This window comes from Verrucomicrobiia bacterium, assembly GCA_023953615.1.
Classification (GTDB): domain Bacteria; phylum Verrucomicrobiota; class Verrucomicrobiia; order Limisphaerales; family JADLHS01; genus JADLHS01.
This window is the reverse complement of the sequence record JAMLJH010000001.1, coordinates 179,149-196,062: the sequence shown is the minus strand read 5'-3', so window position 1 is coordinate 196,062 and position 16,914 is coordinate 179,149. Positions and strand designations below refer to the sequence as shown.

General features: G+C 55.1%; 13 protein-coding genes and 2 pseudogenes. 10 read left to right on the top strand and 5 right to left on the bottom strand.

What is annotated here, in order from left to right; translation table 11 throughout:
• The first annotated feature begins 5 nt into the window (after positions 1-5).
• The 7 genes and pseudogenes from nadE (at position 6) to M9920_00785 (ending at position 6,240) form a co-directional block, all read left to right on the top strand.
• The gene (gene nadE / locus M9920_00815; GenBank protein ID MCO5050831.1) at positions 6-992 is read left to right on the top strand and encodes an NAD(+) synthase; all 987 of its coding nucleotides are present in this window, start codon (positions 6-8) and stop codon (positions 990-992) included.
• Between the two features lie 163 nt (positions 993-1,155).
• A pseudogene (locus tag M9920_00810) lies at positions 1,156-1,373 on the top strand (hypothetical protein).
• Positions 1,374-1,515: 142 nt separating this feature from the next.
• Positions 1,516-1,626: pseudogene (locus tag M9920_00805) on the top strand (isomerase).
• 149 nt (positions 1,627-1,775) lie between these two features.
• Positions 1,776-2,195: an FdtA/QdtA family cupin domain-containing protein gene (locus M9920_00800; GenBank protein MCO5050830.1), complete on the top strand. Its 420-nt coding sequence runs from the start codon at positions 1,776-1,778 to the stop codon at positions 2,193-2,195.
• Positions 2,192-3,292: a DegT/DnrJ/EryC1/StrS family aminotransferase gene (locus M9920_00795; protein MCO5050829.1), complete on the top strand. Its 1,101-nt coding sequence runs from the start codon at positions 2,192-2,194 to the stop codon at positions 3,290-3,292. The genes M9920_00800 and M9920_00795 overlap by 4 nt, the downstream gene beginning before the upstream one ends.
• Positions 3,289-4,830: an O-antigen translocase gene (locus tag M9920_00790; GenBank protein ID MCO5050828.1), complete on the top strand. Its 1,542-nt coding sequence runs from the start codon at positions 3,289-3,291 to the stop codon at positions 4,828-4,830. The genes M9920_00795 and M9920_00790 overlap by 4 nt, the downstream gene beginning before the upstream one ends.
• A 123-nt stretch (positions 4,831-4,953) precedes the next feature.
• On the top strand, positions 4,954-6,240 hold the full coding sequence (locus tag M9920_00785) for a nucleotide sugar dehydrogenase (protein ID MCO5050827.1): 1,287 nt from the start codon (positions 4,954-4,956) through the stop codon (positions 6,238-6,240).
• 56 nt (positions 6,241-6,296) lie between these two features.
• Here the strand turns inward: M9920_00785 and M9920_00780 are convergent, their stop codons facing one another.
• From M9920_00780 to shc, 3 genes are read right to left on the bottom strand one after another with little or no spacing between them, the layout of a single operon-like run.
• Entirely contained in the window at positions 6,297-7,415 is a 1,119-nt protein-coding gene (locus M9920_00780) for a quinone-dependent dihydroorotate dehydrogenase (GenBank protein MCO5050826.1), read from the bottom strand.
• Between the two features lie 43 nt (positions 7,416-7,458).
• A complete protein-coding gene (locus M9920_00775) occupies positions 7,459-8,442 on the bottom strand; it encodes a HEAT repeat domain-containing protein (GenBank protein ID MCO5050825.1) in 984 nt (327 codons plus the stop codon).
• A gap of 20 nt (positions 8,443-8,462) precedes the next feature.
• Positions 8,463-10,454 carry a squalene--hopene cyclase gene (gene shc / locus M9920_00770; protein MCO5050824.1) on the bottom strand — a complete coding sequence of 664 codons (1,992 nt, stop codon included), beginning with the start codon at positions 10,452-10,454 and terminating at the stop codon, positions 8,463-8,465.
• Between the two features lie 116 nt (positions 10,455-10,570).
• Here shc and M9920_00765 point away from each other — a divergent pair, with 116 nt between their 5' ends.
• Positions 10,571-11,056, top strand: a complete 486-nt coding sequence (locus M9920_00765; GenBank protein MCO5050823.1) for a hypothetical protein — start codon at positions 10,571-10,573, stop codon at positions 11,054-11,056.
• Here the strand turns inward: M9920_00765 and M9920_00760 are convergent.
• Both M9920_00760 and M9920_00755 read right to left on the bottom strand, forming a co-directional pair.
• Complete coding sequence (locus M9920_00760; protein MCO5050822.1) at positions 11,053-11,904, bottom strand: D-hexose-6-phosphate mutarotase; 852 nt, start codon at positions 11,902-11,904, stop codon at positions 11,053-11,055. The genes M9920_00765 and M9920_00760 overlap by 4 nt on opposite strands.
• 2 nt (positions 11,905-11,906) lie before the next feature.
• Positions 11,907-15,356 carry a hypothetical protein gene (locus tag M9920_00755; protein ID MCO5050821.1) on the bottom strand — a complete coding sequence of 1,150 codons (3,450 nt, stop codon included), beginning with the start codon at positions 15,354-15,356 and terminating at the stop codon, positions 11,907-11,909.
• Positions 15,357-15,512: 156 nt separating this feature from the next.
• On the opposite strand from M9920_00755, the gene pdxH reads away from it, so the two are divergent.
• Both pdxH and M9920_00745 read left to right on the top strand, forming a co-directional pair.
• Positions 15,513-16,217 carry a pyridoxamine 5'-phosphate oxidase gene (pdxH, locus tag M9920_00750; GenBank protein MCO5050820.1) on the top strand — a complete coding sequence of 235 codons (705 nt, stop codon included), beginning with the start codon at positions 15,513-15,515 and terminating at the stop codon, positions 16,215-16,217.
• A 130-nt stretch (positions 16,218-16,347) separates the two neighbouring features.
• On the top strand, positions 16,348-16,914 hold the full coding sequence (locus M9920_00745; GenBank protein MCO5050819.1) for a hypothetical protein: 567 nt from the start codon (positions 16,348-16,350) through the stop codon (positions 16,912-16,914).

Sequence of the window (16,914 nt, the reverse complement as noted above, 5' to 3'; positions counted from 1 at the left end):
GTTTTATGACCACGCCTTTTTCGAAAGATGTATTAAAAATAAATTGTGCCGAGCAGGTGGAAATCATCACTCGGGGGATACGAGAATTGCTAACCAGCTTCAAACGCCGGGGCGTGGTTTTAGGCTTATCCGGTGGGATTGATAGCTCATGCACGGCTGCATTAGCCGTCAGGGCGGTGGGGAAAGAACGGGTTTTTGGCATTCACATGCCGGACCGTCATTCATCTGAGGACACCCTGAGCTACAGCCAGGCCATCTCGAACCATTTTGGTTTCGATTCGGCTATCGAGGACATCACTAAAATCCTTGAGGCCGTGGGATGTTATTCACGCCAGGAACGAGCCTTTCAGATGGTGATTCCTGAATATGGGCCGGGATGGAAGAGCAAGATTGTGTTGGAAAACATCCTGACCAATCAAGGCTTTAACTATTTTAGCGTGGTGGCGCAATCACCCGACGGAAAAACGCTCAAAGCCAAGCTGTCGTTGGAGGCCTATCTGGGAGTTTTGGCTGCCACCAACTTTAAACAACGGGTGCGAAAAATGATGGAGTATTACTACGCCGATCGGTTGAATTATGCGGTGGCTGGAACCCCCAATCGGCTGGAATATGATCAAGGCTTTTTCGTGAAACTAGGTGATGGGGCAGCTGATTTCAAACCCATCGCTCACCTCTACAAAACGCAGGTGTATCAGCTTGCTGAATATCTCGGAGTGCCCGAGAAAAACTGTCGGCGGGCGCCGACCACGGATACTTACAGCCTGGAACAGGGGCAGGACGAATTCTACTTTTCCTTGCCCTACGAAAAAATGGATTTGTGTCTCTACGCCAAAAACCACGGGGTGCCGGTTGCACAGGTTGCGCCGGTGGTGGGGCTGACGTCCGACCAAGTGGAGAAAGTCTTTAAAGATATTGAAATGAAACGCGTTTCGACCCGTTACCTGCACTTGAAGCCTCAACTGGTGGTGTCGGTGCCGGAGTTGCTCGCCTGATTATTCGCGACAATCGTAACAGCGTGTAATAACTGGACGAAATGGGCAAAGCGCGCCATTTTGCTTCGTGATCGTTGATTAAAATATGGAGGAGATATCGAACGATGGAGTCGGCCAACGGACTGACATGGAGCTTGCGCCACCACCGTGGTTATCGAGTGTGATGCGTGCGGAGGCGCGAGATTGGTTTTGTCATCCGTCAGCCATTGTCGAACATGGTGCCACTGTTGGCACTGGTACGCGAGTCTGGGCTTTCGTTCATATTTTGTCCGGGGCCAGAATTGGAACGGATTGCAATATTTGTGATCACACCTTTATTGAAAACAAGGTCGTAGTGGGGAATCGCGTTACGATTAAAACCGGAATTTCGTTATGGGATGGTATAACGATAGAAGACGATGTATTCTTGGGGCCTAACGCCTGTTTCACTAATGATAAAAGACCTCGCAGCAAACAGTATCCGATGGAGTTTCTTGATACTTTGTTACGACAAGGTTGTAGTTTAGGCGCAAATTCTACCACATTGCCGGGATTGTCCATTGGCCGTTATGCCATGGTTGGAGCCGGAGCGGTTGTCACGCGGAGTGTGCCTGATTTCGCAATGGTTTATGGCAATCCAGCCCGGCTTGTTGGTTGGATTTGTAAATGTGGGACGCGTCTAATCAAGGCCACATCGGAGCGTTTGAGTTGCTCCTGCGGTCAATTTTACGAACAAGTTGGAGAAGAAGAAATCCGGCCGACTCATTCCTGAGTCGCCGATGATGGAAATTTTTAGGTGGTACGATGAGGTTAACAGAGTGTCGCTTGGTAGATCTTCCTAAAATTAGTGATCCGCGCGGTAATTTGACGTTTATTGAAGGTGAACGCCATATCCCGTTCGAAATCCGCCGAGTCTATTATTTATATGATGTGCCAGGTGGAGCGGAGCGAGGCGGGCATGCGCACAAAGAGCTGCATCAGCTAATCATAGCGATGTCGGGAAGTTTTGATGTCGTTCTTGATGATGGATTGGAGAAAAAGCGGCGCATTCATTTGAATCGTTCTTATACCGGATTGTACGTCTGCCCAATGATTTGGCGCGAGTTGGACAACTTCTCTTCTGGCTCCGTCTGCATGGTGCTGGCGTCAAATTACTACGATGAGGCCGACTATTATCGCGATTATCAATGCTTTTTAGACGCCGCACGCAAGAGAAAATCATGAGCGTTCCTTTTCTAGAGTTAAAACCTGCCTACGAGGAGTTGCAATCGGAGTTTGATGCGGCTTACCACCGTGTCATGGATTCCGGTCATTATTTGCTCGGAGGAGAATTGACGACTTTCGAGTCGGAGTTTGCTGACTTTTGCGGCGTAAAATATTGCGTAGCTGTGGCGAATGGCTTGGATGCTTTGCACCTGATTTTGCGAGCTTATGGCATAGGAGAGGGAGACGAAGTCATTGTTCCGACCAATACTTTCATCGCTACTTGGTTGGCTGTCTCTTATGCCGGAGCTACTCCCATTGGTGTCGAACCTGATGTAAAGACCTATAATCTGGACCCTGCAAAAATTAAGCGTGTGATTACTTCGCGCACCAAAGCGATTTTGCCGGTGCATCTTTACGGCCAGCCTGCTGATATGCGTTCGATTATGGCGGTTGCCGCCGATCACGATTTGGTCGTAATCGAGGACAGCGCGCAAGCTCACGGAGCTCATTATTACGGGCGCTCCACGGGAGGGCTTGGGAATGCCGCTGCCCACAGTTTTTATCCTGGAAAAAATCTAGGTGCGTTTAGTGACGCCGGTGCAGTAACCACCAACGACGAAAAACTTGCCGAAACTGTTCGTACGCTACGAAACTATGGTTCGAAGCGTAAATATTTTCACGAGGTTAAGGGGTTCAATTCACGCGTAGATGAACTTCAGGCTGCCTTTCTAAGGGTAAAGTTGCAACGACTGAAAGAGTGGAACGTTCGGCGACAATCAATCGCGGCGCGTTATCTTTCTGAGTTGGCCGAGGTTCAGTCGTTAACTTTGCCTTTTGTACCTTCTTGGGCCGAACCGGTTTGGCATCTATTTGTCATCCGGCACGCGGAGCGGGACCGTTTGCAGCAAAAACTACAGGACCGAGGAATAGGCACCTTGATCCATTACCCAATCCCCGCTCACTTGGCTGAAGCGTATGCCGATTTAGGAGGTAGAGTGGGCGATTTTCCCATCGCAGAAGAAATGAGTCGCACGATTTTGAGTTTACCAATCGGACCACACCTGACTTCCAGCCAAGTCGATGAAGTAATTTCCGTTGTCAGGGACTCAGCTTGAACGTCGCTGTTGATTTTGCGACTCACATGGAATCAGCTTCAACCAACCCCAAGTCCTATGGGCAGATCCTGAAATCTTCTGCGGTGATCGGCGGCTCCTCGGCGGTGACGCTCGTGCTGGGCATGGTGCGGGCAAAAGCAATCGCGCTCTTGTTGGGGACCGGAGGTTATGGTCTATGGGGAATTTGTAATTCCATAGTGGAATTGTCTCAAACGATTGCGGGAATGGGGATGAATGGCAGTGGCGTTCGCCAAATTGCCGAAACTACTGGAAGCGGGGATGAGCAACGTATTGCGCGTACGGTTATCACCTTGCGCCGAGTTTCACGTGTTTTGGGAGTCGTCGGAGCAATTTTGCTGGCTGTGTTTTCGCGCCGCGTCGCCTTGTTTTCATTTGGCGATGCCGGGTACGCACCAATGGTGGCGATCCTATCGCTGACCGTACTGTGCAACATCATTTCGCAAGGGCAGAACGCTTTGCTGCAGGGGGTGCGGCGTATTGCCGACATGGCGAAGGATAAGGTGTTGGGAGCGATCTTCAGCACCTTGGTCTGTATTCCGATCATCTATTTTTTCCGCGAACGTGGGATTGCTTGGGCCTTGGTTTCTGTCGCCGGGTTTAGCGTGCTGACTTCTTGGCTCTTCGCCCGACGGGTTAAGGTTGTTTCTGTAAAAATGCGCGTGGCGGATTTTTTTAATGAAACTGGTGAGTTATTTAAGCTGGGGGCAGTGTTCCTAACGACCGGTTTAATGGTGGTTGGGGTTAACTATTGCATTAATATTATTTTGATGCGCCGCATGGATGCAAACGCGGTCGGACTGTATGGTGCTGCTTGGTTGGTGGGCGGTTATTTTGCCGGGTTTGTGTTGCAGGCGATGGGAACTGATTTCTACCCGCGGCTTACTGCTATTGCTGGTGATCACGCCAAATGTAATCAGTTGGTTAATGAGCAGACCGAGATTGGAATTCTTTTAGCCGGTCCCGGCATGGTGGCGACGTTGACCTTTGCACCTTGGGCGATTCAGATTTTGCAGTCGGCTAAATTCCTCCCGGCGGTGGACGTGTTGCGTTGGATCAGCTTGGGGATTCTGCTGCGGGTCATTGCTTGGCCGATGGGGTTCATCATGTTGGCCAAAAACGCGAAAAGCGTATTTTTTTTAAGTGAGCTGGGTTCCAGCGCGACCTATTTGGCGATGGTATGGTTTGCGGTTGGACATTGGGGGGTTAACGGGGTGGGGATGGCGTTTGTTGCCATGTATGTGCTCTATATAATCGCAGTCTATGCTATTAGTCGTAAACTGACTGGTTTTATTTGGAGTCGAGCGTCTTGGCAACTTATCAGCAGCTACTTGACGCTGGCGCTTGTCGTGAGCGTGGCGTTCTATTTCTTGGGGGAATTGGTGGCAACCATAATCGGGGTAATGGTAATGAGCGGTATGGCAGTGTATTCGATTCGAAAGATAGCTAGTCTTTTGCCTCCGGAACGTTTCCCGCGTCGTTTTAGGAGACTGTTGGTTAAGTTGCGGGTACTGGACTGAGTGAGCAAATCATTGAGGACCGCATTTGGTTTCGGAATGAGTTCGCAATCATCTGTTGATAATGCACAACTAATTATCAGTTCGGTAAGTTCGATCGATTCAAAAATAACAAAATAATACTAAATGAAAATTGGCATTGTCGGTTTGGGTTATGTCGGGCTGCCGCTGTCGCTGCAGTTCGCGCGTTCTGGTGTGTCGGTGTTGGGATTCGATGTGGATACCGGCAAGGTGGACGCTCTGAATCAAAGGAAAAGTTACATCAAGCATATCAGTGCTGAATCCATTGCCGCGGTCGTTAAAAATGGCAGTTTTTCGGCCACGACGGATTTCGGGCGCATCCGTGAAGTCGAAGCGGTCATCATTTGTGTGCCGACGCCGCTGAACAAGAATCGCGAGCCGGACATCTCGTACATCGTCAACACCGGCAAGGCCATCGCCCGGCACCTGCAAAAGGGCGCACTGGTCGTACTGGAATCCACCACGTATCCCGGCACCACCGACACGGATTTACGGGAAGTCTTGGAGATCGGTTCAGGCCTGGTCGCGGGGAAGGATTTTCATCTGGCCTTCTCGCCGGAACGCGAAGACCCGAGCAACCCGGACAGTCAGGTGGCCAACATTCCGAAAGTGGTGGGAGGCTTGACGCCGGCGTGTCTGGCCCGCGCCCAGGCGTTGTATGGGAAGGCGATTCGGACGTTGGTGCCGGTGTCATCGTGCCGGGCGGCGGAGGCGACGAAGCTGTTGGAGAACATCTTTCGGAGTGTGAACATTGCGTTGGTGAACGAGTTGAAGATGGTGTATGAGGCGATGGGGATCGACGTGTGGGAAGTGATTGGGGCGGCGAAGACGAAGCCGTTTGGGTTCATGGCGTTTTATCCGGGACCGGGACTGGGAGGGCATTGCATTCCGATTGACCCGTTTTATCTGACGTGGAAGGCGCGGGAATATGGGCAGGCGACCCGGTTCATCGAGTTGGCGGGAGAAGTGAACACGGCGATGCCGGAGTACGTGGTGCATCGCGTGGCCGACGCGCTCAATGAACAACAGAAATCCATTAACGGCAGCAAAATTTTGGTGCTGGGCTTGGCTTACAAACCGAATGTGGATGATGAGCGGGAATCGCCGAGTTATGTGTTAATGGAAAAGTTGAAAGCACGAGGAGCAACGGTGGCGTATTACGATCCGTATGTGCCGGTGATTCGGCCGACGCGGGAACACCCGCATTGGGCGGGGACGAAATCGGTTGCGTGGAATCAGGAAACCATTGCTCGCTACGATTTGGTTCTGATCGCGACCAATCATGCCGAAGTAAATTATCGTGAGCTGGCGGACTGGGCGCCGGTCATCGTGGATACGCGCAATGCAATGCACGGAATTCCGACCGCCCCGAATCAGGTTTTGAAGGCATAATTGGTTTTTGATTTGCACAACGGAGCTGGGTGACGCCCGCTCCGTTTTTTATGTACTCATGCGTGGGCAACTGCCGCTTGTCGGCCGACGGCATCGCGCAGGTCGGTGAGGCCATGTTGATTCATGTGTTCGCGCAGGCCGACGATCAATGCTTTCACCAGTCCCGGACCTTCATAAACCAGACCCGTGAAAATTTGGAGCAGGCTCGCGCCGGCGGTAATTTTCTCCCAGGCGTCATCGGCGGAGAAAATTCCGCCGACCCCAATGATCGGGAGTTGCCCTCGAGATTGCCGAAATAAATGTCGGATGATCTCCGTGCTGCGCTGGCGGAGTGGTCGCCCGCTCAAGCCGCCCGTTTCGCGATAAACCCTCTGGGAAGCTGGATGCATCGAGTCGGGTCGGGTGATGGTGGTATTGGTGGCAATAATTCCTGAAACGGTGCCGGTGAGTTGCAGAATTTCATCGAGTGCTTCAAAGCTCAAATCTGGAGCGACCTTGATCAGGATGGGTTTGCGCGCTGAAGCGGCGGCGGTTCCGATTTGTTCTTGTTCCAGGGCGGCAAGAATTTCCGTGAGCGCCGACTGGTCTTGAAGCTGACGTAAATTCGGCGTGTTGGGCGAGCTGACGTTGACGACGAAAAAGTCAGCCAGATCTCGAAGAACTTTGAAGGATTTTGCGTAATCTGACGCCGCATCCGTAAGCGGTGTGATTTTTGATTTACCGAGGTTGATACCAACGGGATGTTTGGGCCAGCGACCACGCGAACGCCAATCGTGCAGAGTTTCGGCCAGCGCTTCCGCTCCAGGATTATTAAAGCCCATACGATTGACAATGGCGTTCTCGGCGATGGCGCGGAAGACTCGAGGGCGCGGATTGCCGGGCTGCGGATGCCAGGTGGTGGCGCCGATTTCCGTGAAGCCAAATCCCAGCGCCTGCCACGCGGGAAGCGCTTCTCCAAGTTTATCCATTCCGGCGGCGAGTCCGATGGGATTGGGAAATTGCAAGCCCCACAAATTCACCGGCAATTGTGGAGCGCCGAGTAGTGATTCCAGGGAATCACAAACGAATTCGTGGCGACTGACCCAACCCAAAGTTTGCAGCGTAAACTCATGAATGGCTTCCGCGTCGTGCGCAAAAAGGCTGGGGCGGATCAGGTTGCGATAGAGCCAACTCATATCGCCATGGTCGAGGGAGGGCGGGTGAGTGTCGAGTTGAGATTCATTGCGGCTGAGGCGCGATGGCGTTGGAAGCGGCGATCCGGGTGAGGATGTGTTGCACGATCTTGCGGACCGATTCGTCCTCGTCGGTTAATCCAGCAGTAAGAAGCTTTAGCGCGTGGGCATTGGTTTGCCGCGCAAACCATAGTGACTGATAGGCCATGCGCCGGATGCTGGTGGAATTGGTGGACGCTGCCAGACTGGAAGTCATCACACTGCCGGGCGGAGGCCGGAGGATCGCCAGCGAGTTGAACGCGGCACTTCGCAGTTGGGGATCAGAGTTGGTAACCGCCAGGTCCACAACTATCGGCACAGCGGCTGAACCGATCTGACTGAGTGAATAAAATGCGGACGCGCGCACGGTTTCGTTGGTGTCCGTGGAAGCCATGATGAGAACGGTCACTGCCGGCAGCGCATTGGATTTGGCCTGGCCGAGGGCATAGACCGAAGCGTGGCGCGTGCGGACCTCCGTATTGGTGGCCAGCGGGATCAAGCTGGTAATGGCTTCCGAGCCCAGCGCTGAAATATTTTGCGCGACGACCCAACACTCCGGTGAATCAGGGGTGGTTAGGATTCGCATGAAATCCGGCAGGACGGGAGCGGCATTCGTCCCCAAAATTCCCAGGGCGCGAATGGCGCCAACACGGTATTCGGCCGCGTCCAAGCGGATTTTGGGAAACAGGTAACTGCGAACCGGTGGCGGGAAATACCGGATATATTTCAACAGCAGCTTTTTGTAGGGCGGGTCTTGCCTGAGCAGCAACGCGCGTAACTCTGGAACGGTCGCCGCGCCCATCGTTTGAAAGGCGATGGTGGCTTCGTTGGTTTGTTGAGCGGTGGCCCCCAGGTACAGTCCGCGTGCCCATTCCCGAACTGTCTTTCCCTGAAATTGCACGTTGGCGCGATGATTAGCCTGCCAAAGCAACAGCAACACAAAGGCGGCAAACGCGAACCACGCCAGGAGAATGAAGCGATGTCGTCTCAAGTCGTAGCGACTTTACCACGTCAAGTCGCCACGTGCCCGTTTAATTTGATGATCCGGTTGTCGGGCGAATCCGTGAGCAGTTTCCGATAGGTCGCCAGCGCCAGCAGCGGCCAGGAATTGCGGTACATGTCGTACTTGAGATAGAAAACCTTGGGAAAACCGGTGCCTGTAACTTCCTCCTCATCCCAGGAGCCGTCTTCGTTTTGCGTGCGGACCAGATACTCGATGCCGCAACGCAGACTCGGCAGATCGGGATCGCCAAACGCGCAAAGCCCCATTACGGCCCAGGCGGTTTGGGAAGCCGTGCTCGGCCCCTGGCCTTTGAACACTGGATCGTCGTACGTGTTGCAGCGTTCGCCCCAGCCGCCGTCAGGATGTTGCACGCTTTCAAGCCAATGCCGCGCTTTTTGCAGCCAGGGTTCACTCATATCGAGCTTGAGCGCCCGCATGCCGCGCAACACTTGCCACGTGCCGTAAATATAATTCACTCCCCAACGTCCGTACCAGGAACCGTCTTCCTCCTGCTGTGTGCGGATGTAGTTCAATGCCGCCACGATTTGCGGATGGTTCACGTCCCAACCTTCGTAACCGAGCAATTCCAAGATGCGCGCCGTGATGTCGGCGCATTCCGGATCCAACATGGCGTTGTGGTCGGCGAACGGAACTTTTTCCAGAATATTCTTGGTGCAATCCTTGTCGAAGGCCGCCCAACCCCCGTCTTTGCATTGGAAGGTCATCATCCATTTCATGCCGCGGGCGAAACATTCCTCGCGCCGGGCCGGGTGGTCGGTGGCAATTTGCCGGAGCGCCAGCAGCACCATCGCGGTGTCGTCAACGTCCGGGTTCCATTCGTTGTTATATTCGAAGACCCAGCCGCTAGGTTCGACGTCCACGGGATTTTTATGAATCCAATCGCCCCGCCGCCGAATTTCTTTTCCCATGAGCCATTCGGCCGCTTGCTTGAGGCGTGGATCATCGGCAGGCAGACCTGATTGGCGCAGGCAGATGGCGACGATGGCGGTATCCCACACTGGCGACAAGCATGGCTCAATCCGGATGTCGTCCTCCGTTTCGTGTTCGAGCCGTTTGAATTCCTTTTCCGCGCGGAGCAATTGTGGATGATCCTCGGGATAACCCAAAGCCTTGAGCGCGATCACCGCGTTGAGCATGGCCGGAAAGATCGCCGCCAGTCCGTCACTGCCTTCAAAGCGTTCCAGCATCCAGTTTTCACATTTCTTCAACGCCCGCCGGCGGAAGGGGTGGATGCCATACTCGGCAAATTTCTCGGCGAATTTATGCAGCCGATCCAACCAAAGGAAAAAGTTGCGCCACGAGATGCGATCCGGGTCCGGTGGCAAGGCCAGATCCCGTTCGTGAAATCCCTGCGGGTACAGCTCGTCGAGGTTGACGTGCTTTTTCGGAATTCGCGTCGGTTTGAAATGGTTGATGATGGCCAGGGGCACGAGCATGGCGCGCGACCAATTACTCATCTCCCAAAAATTGACGTGAAACCATTTGCCGATGAGCAACACCTCGCAAGGGATCGTGGGCACATATTTCCACGGATAAAGTCCCAGCAGCGCGAGATATAATTTGGAGAAGGTGTTCATGCGCGGAACGCCGCCGAGATTTTTGGCGATTTCGCGCGCTTTGAGCATGCGCGGATCCGTTACCGGAACCCCCGCGAGTTTGAGGGCGAGATAGGCTTTGATGGTGGCGTTGACCTCCGCCGGTCCGCCGTAATAGATGTTCCAACCGCCCTCGGGAAGTTGTCGGCTCAACAGGTGATTGACCGCTTTCCGTTGCCATTCCGGGTCCACCTTGCCGTTCCAATAATGATAGGCCAGCGTGTCGGCAACCAGCGTGCTGTCCACAATCAGTTCGCCCACCCAATAACCTTCCGGTTTTTGCAAACTGAGCAGGTATTGTTGCGAACGTTGGAGCGCAACTTCAAGCTCAGGCCAATCCGGGGTTTCGGGACTATGGACCGCTGCTTCGTGTTGCGGTCTCAGAGTATGCTGTGAAGCTAACACGCGCTCACTTTCGGCATTGGCGCGGGGGATGTAAAGATGATAATGCCTCGTCCTTCGAGGTTGAATTTTAGCCGCCAGTTTCCCATCGTGACGCCATGCAATCACATGAACTTTTGCGCGAGGTCATCCAGCAAAGTGGAGCGAAACAAGTGGCCGCGGATCTGAATCTGTCACTTTCCATGATCTACAAATGGGCCGAGCCAAACGCCGGGGATGGCAGCGGCGCGGTGAATCCGCTGGATCGGTTGGAACAATTGCTGCAAAGCACCAAGGACGCTCGTCTGGTGCAGTGGATTTGTGAGCGCGCCGGAGGGTTCTTCATTCGCAATCCCAAATTAACCTTGCCGCACCCGGATTACCTGATCCCCGCCACCAATGAGATTGTGCAGGAGTTTGCCGATCTGCTGGCGGTGATCGCGCTTGCCGCCGCCGACAATCAAATCACCCAGAAAGAGGCCCTGGCCATTCGGGCGCGCTGGGAAAAATTGAAAACGGTCACCGAGGGATTTGTGGCGTGTTGTGAAGACGGCAATTTTTCCAGTTTGAAAGCGCCGGCGTCTTCCCATCCCACGACGACTTAACCTTGAGGCGTCAATTTCATTTGGCTGTAGGTTGCCTTTAATCGCGCCTCCTGGCCAACCGCCAGTTGGATTCCGTTTTGCGCCGCGTTGCCGGATTCCACGCAAACCATGCGCTGATATTCCTCATCGCCGAAATCCGCCATCGCCTGGGCTTTGGCGATCCAAGGATTCCAAACCACTGTGGACGCTGAGCCTGCTTTCTCAATGCGGATAAGGCGTTGCCAGACGGGATCATGAATTTCCACCGGGCGCGTGGTGTTGACGTAGAGACGATCCACTTCGCGATCAAAGCGGATCGCTTCCGCTTGCTCTTGCTTGCGTTGGAATTTTTCCGCGGCGTCCAGATATTCCTCGCCGCGCAAACCGGTTACGTTGATGCGGCTGATATCGCCAACCGCAAAGTACGTGTGCAGGCAGTTGTCGAAGGCAAAAACGTCGTTGGAATAATTCCGCGTGACCAGCTCGACGGTCAGCGTTTTACCGACGGTGACGTAGTAGTCGAGTGGAATGGATAGGAGTTCCGCCGTGGTGGGCAGGGTTAAATGGACGGTTACGCTGCCATCGCCGGCCCGGTTTAACTCCACCAGTTCCCACGCGCGCAACCGCGCAAAGCCGTGCTGCGTGGCGCGTCCGGGCGGTTTGCCGAACCACGGAAAGATGATGGGAATCCCGCCGCGAATCGCCGCGCCTTTCTCAAAACGGCTTTGCTCGCTTAAGAACAACAGGGGCGATTCCCCGTGTAATTGAAAGTGGGTAACGCAGGCGCCTTGCAGATAAATTTCAGCGGTACTCCACGGCGTTTGAATTTGCACCATGGGCAGGCCGCCCCGGCCAGTGATTGTGTTCATACTCATCCTCCTTGTCGCGGCGCGGTCGCCGCTTGGCCGCCAAGATAATGCGCGATCGGCTCGGCGCCTAGGGTGCCGGTCAACTTTTTCCAATCGTCCGGAGCTTCGAGTGCCCGTAATCGCGCTTGAACTTTTTCCCGGCGTTCGTGGATGCCTAAACGTCGGGCTTCGTCGGTATAATCCGGGCGTTGCAGAAACTGGCTGAGATACGCCTCGTGCCGCTGCAACAATTGGCGATCCACCGCTTGTTTGGCTTTGAGTCGTTCCGCATACCAATCACTGGCGAGCAGGTGGTCGCGCGTGAACAGTTTCCGCACGTTCGGGTGTTCGAGCCGTTTCCCTTCCCATTGCCCGTCGCGCATGATGTGCAACAGCGCGTTCAACGGCGGGCACGCTTGCGCGATCGAGCCGTCGTTGAAGTACATCCCGGCGATGCGCGCATGGGCGGCGACAATGTTATCCATGCCGTCCGCAAACACGTCCATGTCTTGCAATTCCGGCTTCAACATGGCCTCGGTGAAAATGGTGTGCGGATGATTAAACACGCGGCCAAAGAAGTAATGCACGAAACGAATGTTGATGCGGTATCCCAGCCGGCTCGCGAGCACCGGCTTACCCTTGTATTCGAAGTCCTCGCATTTGTCGAGATAGCCGTGCGCGATGAGAAATTCCGGCTCCCGTTCCTCCGGCGTCAGGTGACACCAGACCTCGGGCACGATCAAACTGATGTCGTGATCCACGCGGAATTGGGGGCCGACGTAGCCCGCGGCGGTCACGAATCCGTGTGTACCAGTCAACAGAAACGACACCAGCGCGTTGTTTAGATCCATGATCGGCGGCAGGGCGTTGAATGGTCCTTTGGTCAACGCACCTTCCGAGCCGGCGCCGGTGGTGGATGGAGATTTGCCCGTGATGCTGCAGATGAATTCCATGAACAGCTCCGGCGGTTCAAAGTAGTGGATGGGATTGTAAACGGCCAGGGGACGGACGTTTCCATCCGGCGGATTGTTTCGGCGACCGGGCAGCACGGCTTCGACCGGCTTGTAAACGGGTTGGGAGAGTGGTAGTCGCCGGCGCAATCGTATCCCGACCGCCGCCAGATAGACGGCTTCCGGCGATTGCAAATCGGGCCGCGCCTGTAGATAACGGGGGTTTTTGCTCGGCCGACCATTCACCAACCGCGGATGAGCCGTCGAGACGAAGTAGCCAGTGCGTTCATTCGCCACTTCACTGATGACGCGTTGCATCGGCTCGGTGTATTCCGAGAAGCTGACACTATCCTCGATCAGGGCGGGCGCCAACGTGCCTGGGAGCGGCTCGTAATTTGAGAAGAAGTTGTCCGGTTGCGCAAAATCCTTTTCGGCCTGCTTATCGTAGCCGCGTTGGATGGCGTCATCGGGACGCTGAAAAAGCCGCTGCTCACAATTGCCGACGAACTTGACCGCCGCCGATCCCGATGGCTCGGGCAGGCCGGCCAGTTGCGCCCGCGGCACCACGACGGAGGCGGTGATATCGTCCTCGACCTGGATTTTGACGGCGGGATAGTAATCTTTGCGCAGGCCAAACGTGCGCCACGCGCCGTCATCATCAAACCCCACACGCAAATGGATGGTGACCAGATGATGATTATCGCACTTCAGTTCGTTGCCGGGGGTACCGTTGATGATGTCCACGCTGAAGTGTTCCCGCCAATGCTCGCCCCAGGCGGGCTGATAGTAGCGCTTGATGACAAACACCAATTCCTTGATATAGCGCGGGATGCTTTCGAGCCAGGCATTGTATGCCGGCGTGAAATCGCGTTGATCCTGAGTCAATAACTTGATGACTGATCCGAGTGAGCGTTCGCCCGAAAGAATTTTCCGCCGATCGTTCCGGCATTTGTCTTTGAAGCGATCCGAGTAATCGCGCTCGATCAATTCCGTCACCTTGTCCATGTCCGATTTCAAATCCGCCACAAACACCGGTCCGGTCAGCACGGCGTCGGTAATGGGTTTGGAAATTTCGGATTTGCCGCCGCCGGACACGGTGCAGGGTTTGTGACAAAAGACCCCCTCGGCGGTGATGCCCACCAATCGCCAGGGGCGCCCCGGATCCGCGGGTTTTTCCATGCGCACCTTGTAACCCGAGGGCCGCACGTAGGTTTGCCGCGCGAGCAGTTTGATTGCGTGTTCGCCGGTCTGGTTTCTCCACGAAACTTTTTGCGCCAGGAGATCGAACTCGGCGTTCTGCGGTACATACACGATGTTCGGAAACTGTTTGTCGATGCCATAACCCTCGGGTTGGATGTCCATGAGTTCGGCGTAAAGTTGGAATACCTCCTCGATGTTATGTCCCAGCGGACGAACGTGGAGATCGCCACTAAATTTTTCGCCCAGGTTGTAGGCCGCAAACGTCACCGCGCCCCCGGCGTGTTCTTCCTCGCAGCCGCCGAACAGGTTCGCCGCGTAGCTGATCTGGGTTTTGATTTCCTTTTTACAATAGCCGAAGTAATTGTCGGCAATGATGGTGACGATGACGCCCCGCTCATCGCGGCAGGTCAGCTTGAAGGCTTCTCCGTTGTTATAGCGCTCGTTCTCGTTGCGCCAGCACATGCCGTCGCGCCGTTGGCGTTCCGTCGCCTGATCCCAATGCGGCAGCCCCACTGCGCGTTTGGTCAATTGCGTCAGGTGCGGTGCGAGAATCACGCAGCCGGTGTGGCCGGTCCAATGTTCAGTGTCCAGCCCCGCGTCATTCTCGGGCAGCAGCGGATCGCCGCCATTCCCAAAAATGCTCTCCACAAAATCGAGGTTACTGACCATTCCGCCGGGCGCGAAAAAGCGCACTTCCAAAGTCTTCTCACTCGTGATCCGGGGAACGGCGGGGCAAACCAGCGGCCGTAACAGCAAGGATACAAAACACTCGGCAGGTTTCGGTTGCGTGGCGGTGAAGGGCAGTTGCAACAACGCTCTGGGCGGTTGCCAGGCCAGCTCCAGCATTTTGGCGAAGACGGATTTCGGCACGCTCAATTTGTCATCTGGAATTGGCAAGCCACCTTCGGCGACATGAAAAACTCCCGCTGTTGTGCGTCGGTCGTGTTTGGGATTATGCAGCACGCCCTGTTTCACGCGGTAGGAGGAGATCAACTCCGAGGTAAATTCGTCACGATCCACCGGCAACGATAAAATGCGCGCCAGTCCCGGACGATCCAACGTGAACGTGCGGATGGGCAGTCGCCCCGCTGGCGCGCCTTGCAGATAACTGTCCAGAAAACTCTGAATGCGCTGGTCGGCAGGGCAGAGGTATTGACCCAACAACCGATCTTTTTCCTGGTACTGAGCCGCGAATGCCGACACAATATCGGTATGGTTTGCCAGCTCGGGAGTCTGGATTGGCTCACAACCCAGCAGCACCAATTTGACGTTGATAAAGGAAACCAGATGCCGTTGCTCCGGCGAATTAGGAATCGAATTCATGAATACTCCGCTACCTGCAAAGAATATGAAATCTCCCCGTCTTAACAAGTGCGCTTCGAGACCGAAGGGCGAAGTGATTTGAAATGGAAGGACGTGATTCACTGGCGGGTTCAGGGTTGGCACGGAGGAAAGGTCGCGCTACGCTGCAACATTGCTATGGCGATTGCTGATATCCGTCGTGAGTACAAGGTGTTGACCTTGGATGAATCCCAATTAGATCCCGATCCGTTGCGGCAGTTTTCTTTCTGGTTGGAAGACGCAATTGGTGCGCAGGGAAAATCGCGGTGGCGACGCATCGGGATTGCGCTGTACAAACTCGGCCAGGCCATTCTGGGGCGCTCGGGCGCGGATGTGAACGCGATGACGCTGGCGACCGTAAGTGCGGAGGGGCTTCCATCGAGCCGCACGGTGTTGCTCAAGGGGATGGATGAGCGCGGGTTCATTTTCTTCACAAATTATACCAGTCGCAAGGGCACCGAGTTGGCGGCCAATCCCAACGCCGCGTTAACATTTTATTGGCCGGAATTTGAACGCCAGGTCTGCGTGGCCGGGAAGGTGAGCCAGGTGTCGCATGAGGAATCCGAGGCGTATTTCAAGAGTCGCCCGCGCGGCAGTCAGTTGGGCGCGTGGGCTTCGACGCAGAGCCACGAGGTCGCCTCGCGCGCGGAACTGGAGCGGCACTGGGAGGAGGTCGCGAAGCGGTATCCCGACGAAATTCCGTTGCCACCCTTTTGGGGCGGATTTGCGTTGCGGCCCGAGCGGATTGAATTCTGGCAGGGACGTCCAAGTCGTTTGCATGATCGGTTGTGTTATTGGCGGCAACCGGATGGTCGTTGGCGAATCGGGCGGTTATCTCCGTAGTCGCGGTCGGGTCGGGCGCAAAAATCCTTCAAAATTTATTTGCGCGCAATCTGATTGGGACAACCTTGAGTTAAAATCTGGTGCAACGCATCAACCCAAGGTTGACGTGTGTGGAGGCGGGACTAAAGCCATGAGTGTAACCGATAATTCTCTGGAGCCGGGGGTCGCGACGGCGGGCGGGGAAACCTGTCATGTAATGGTGGTTTACGATGATCGCCACGCACGAACGCAGGCACTGGCGGTTTGCGATGTGCTGGTGCGCCAAATTTGGGAGGCTGTCAATCTGAAGTTCCACTGGTGGCGTACCGATTTTTTGGCGGATGCGCTCATGAGCCGGCAGGCGGCGGCTGACGGAGTGAAGGCCGACTTTCTGGTGCTTTGCGCCGGGGCCGAACCGCAACTTTCCACTCCCGTGCGGGATTGGTTCGATGGCTGGCTGCCGCGCCGTCGGGAACGCGTCGGGATTCTGGTGGACGTTGGAGTGATCCGTGCGGGTCAGGCCGTTCCCAGTTCGCCGGCCCGGCGTGAATTGCTGCGCGAGCTGTGCCGACAAGGGAACTTTGACTACCTGGCGGCTCACGGATTGGAGTCTGGTCCAGTTCAGACGGCGGCTGAGGAGACGCTGAGATTGGGGCCGACGATCGAAGGCGTGCTTGGTGACATTCGTCCACCCTCTCACTTCGGGCTGAACGAGTAG

What these genes read in the sequence shown, in the direction of transcription:
- M9920_00795 (MCO5050829.1), top strand. Translation starts at nt 2,192, where the DNA reads ATGAGCGTTCCTTTTCTAGAGTTAAAACCTGCCTACGAGGAGTTGCAA.
- M9920_00800 (MCO5050830.1), top strand. Translation starts at nt 1,776, where the DNA reads ATGAGGTTAACAGAGTGTCGCTTGGTAGATCTTCCTAAAATTAGTGAT.
- M9920_00785 (MCO5050827.1), top strand. Translation starts at nt 4,954, where the DNA reads ATGAAAATTGGCATTGTCGGTTTGGGTTATGTCGGGCTGCCGCTGTCG.
- pdxH (MCO5050820.1), top strand. Translation starts at nt 15,513, where the DNA reads ATGGCGATTGCTGATATCCGTCGTGAGTACAAGGTGTTGACCTTGGAT.
- M9920_00745 (MCO5050819.1), top strand. Translation starts at nt 16,348, where the DNA reads ATGAGTGTAACCGATAATTCTCTGGAGCCGGGGGTCGCGACGGCGGGC.
- nadE (MCO5050831.1), top strand. Translation starts at nt 6, where the DNA reads ATGACCACGCCTTTTTCGAAAGATGTATTAAAAATAAATTGTGCCGAG.
- M9920_00760 (MCO5050822.1), bottom strand. Translation starts at nt 11,904, where the DNA reads ATGAACACAATCACTGGCCGGGGCGGCCTGCCCATGGTGCAAATTCAA.
- M9920_00780 (MCO5050826.1), bottom strand. Translation starts at nt 7,415, where the DNA reads ATGAGTTGGCTCTATCGCAACCTGATCCGCCCCAGCCTTTTTGCGCAC.
- M9920_00765 (MCO5050823.1), top strand. Translation starts at nt 10,571, where the DNA reads ATGCAATCACATGAACTTTTGCGCGAGGTCATCCAGCAAAGTGGAGCG.
- M9920_00755 (MCO5050821.1), bottom strand. Translation starts at nt 15,356, where the DNA reads ATGAATTCGATTCCTAATTCGCCGGAGCAACGGCATCTGGTTTCCTTT.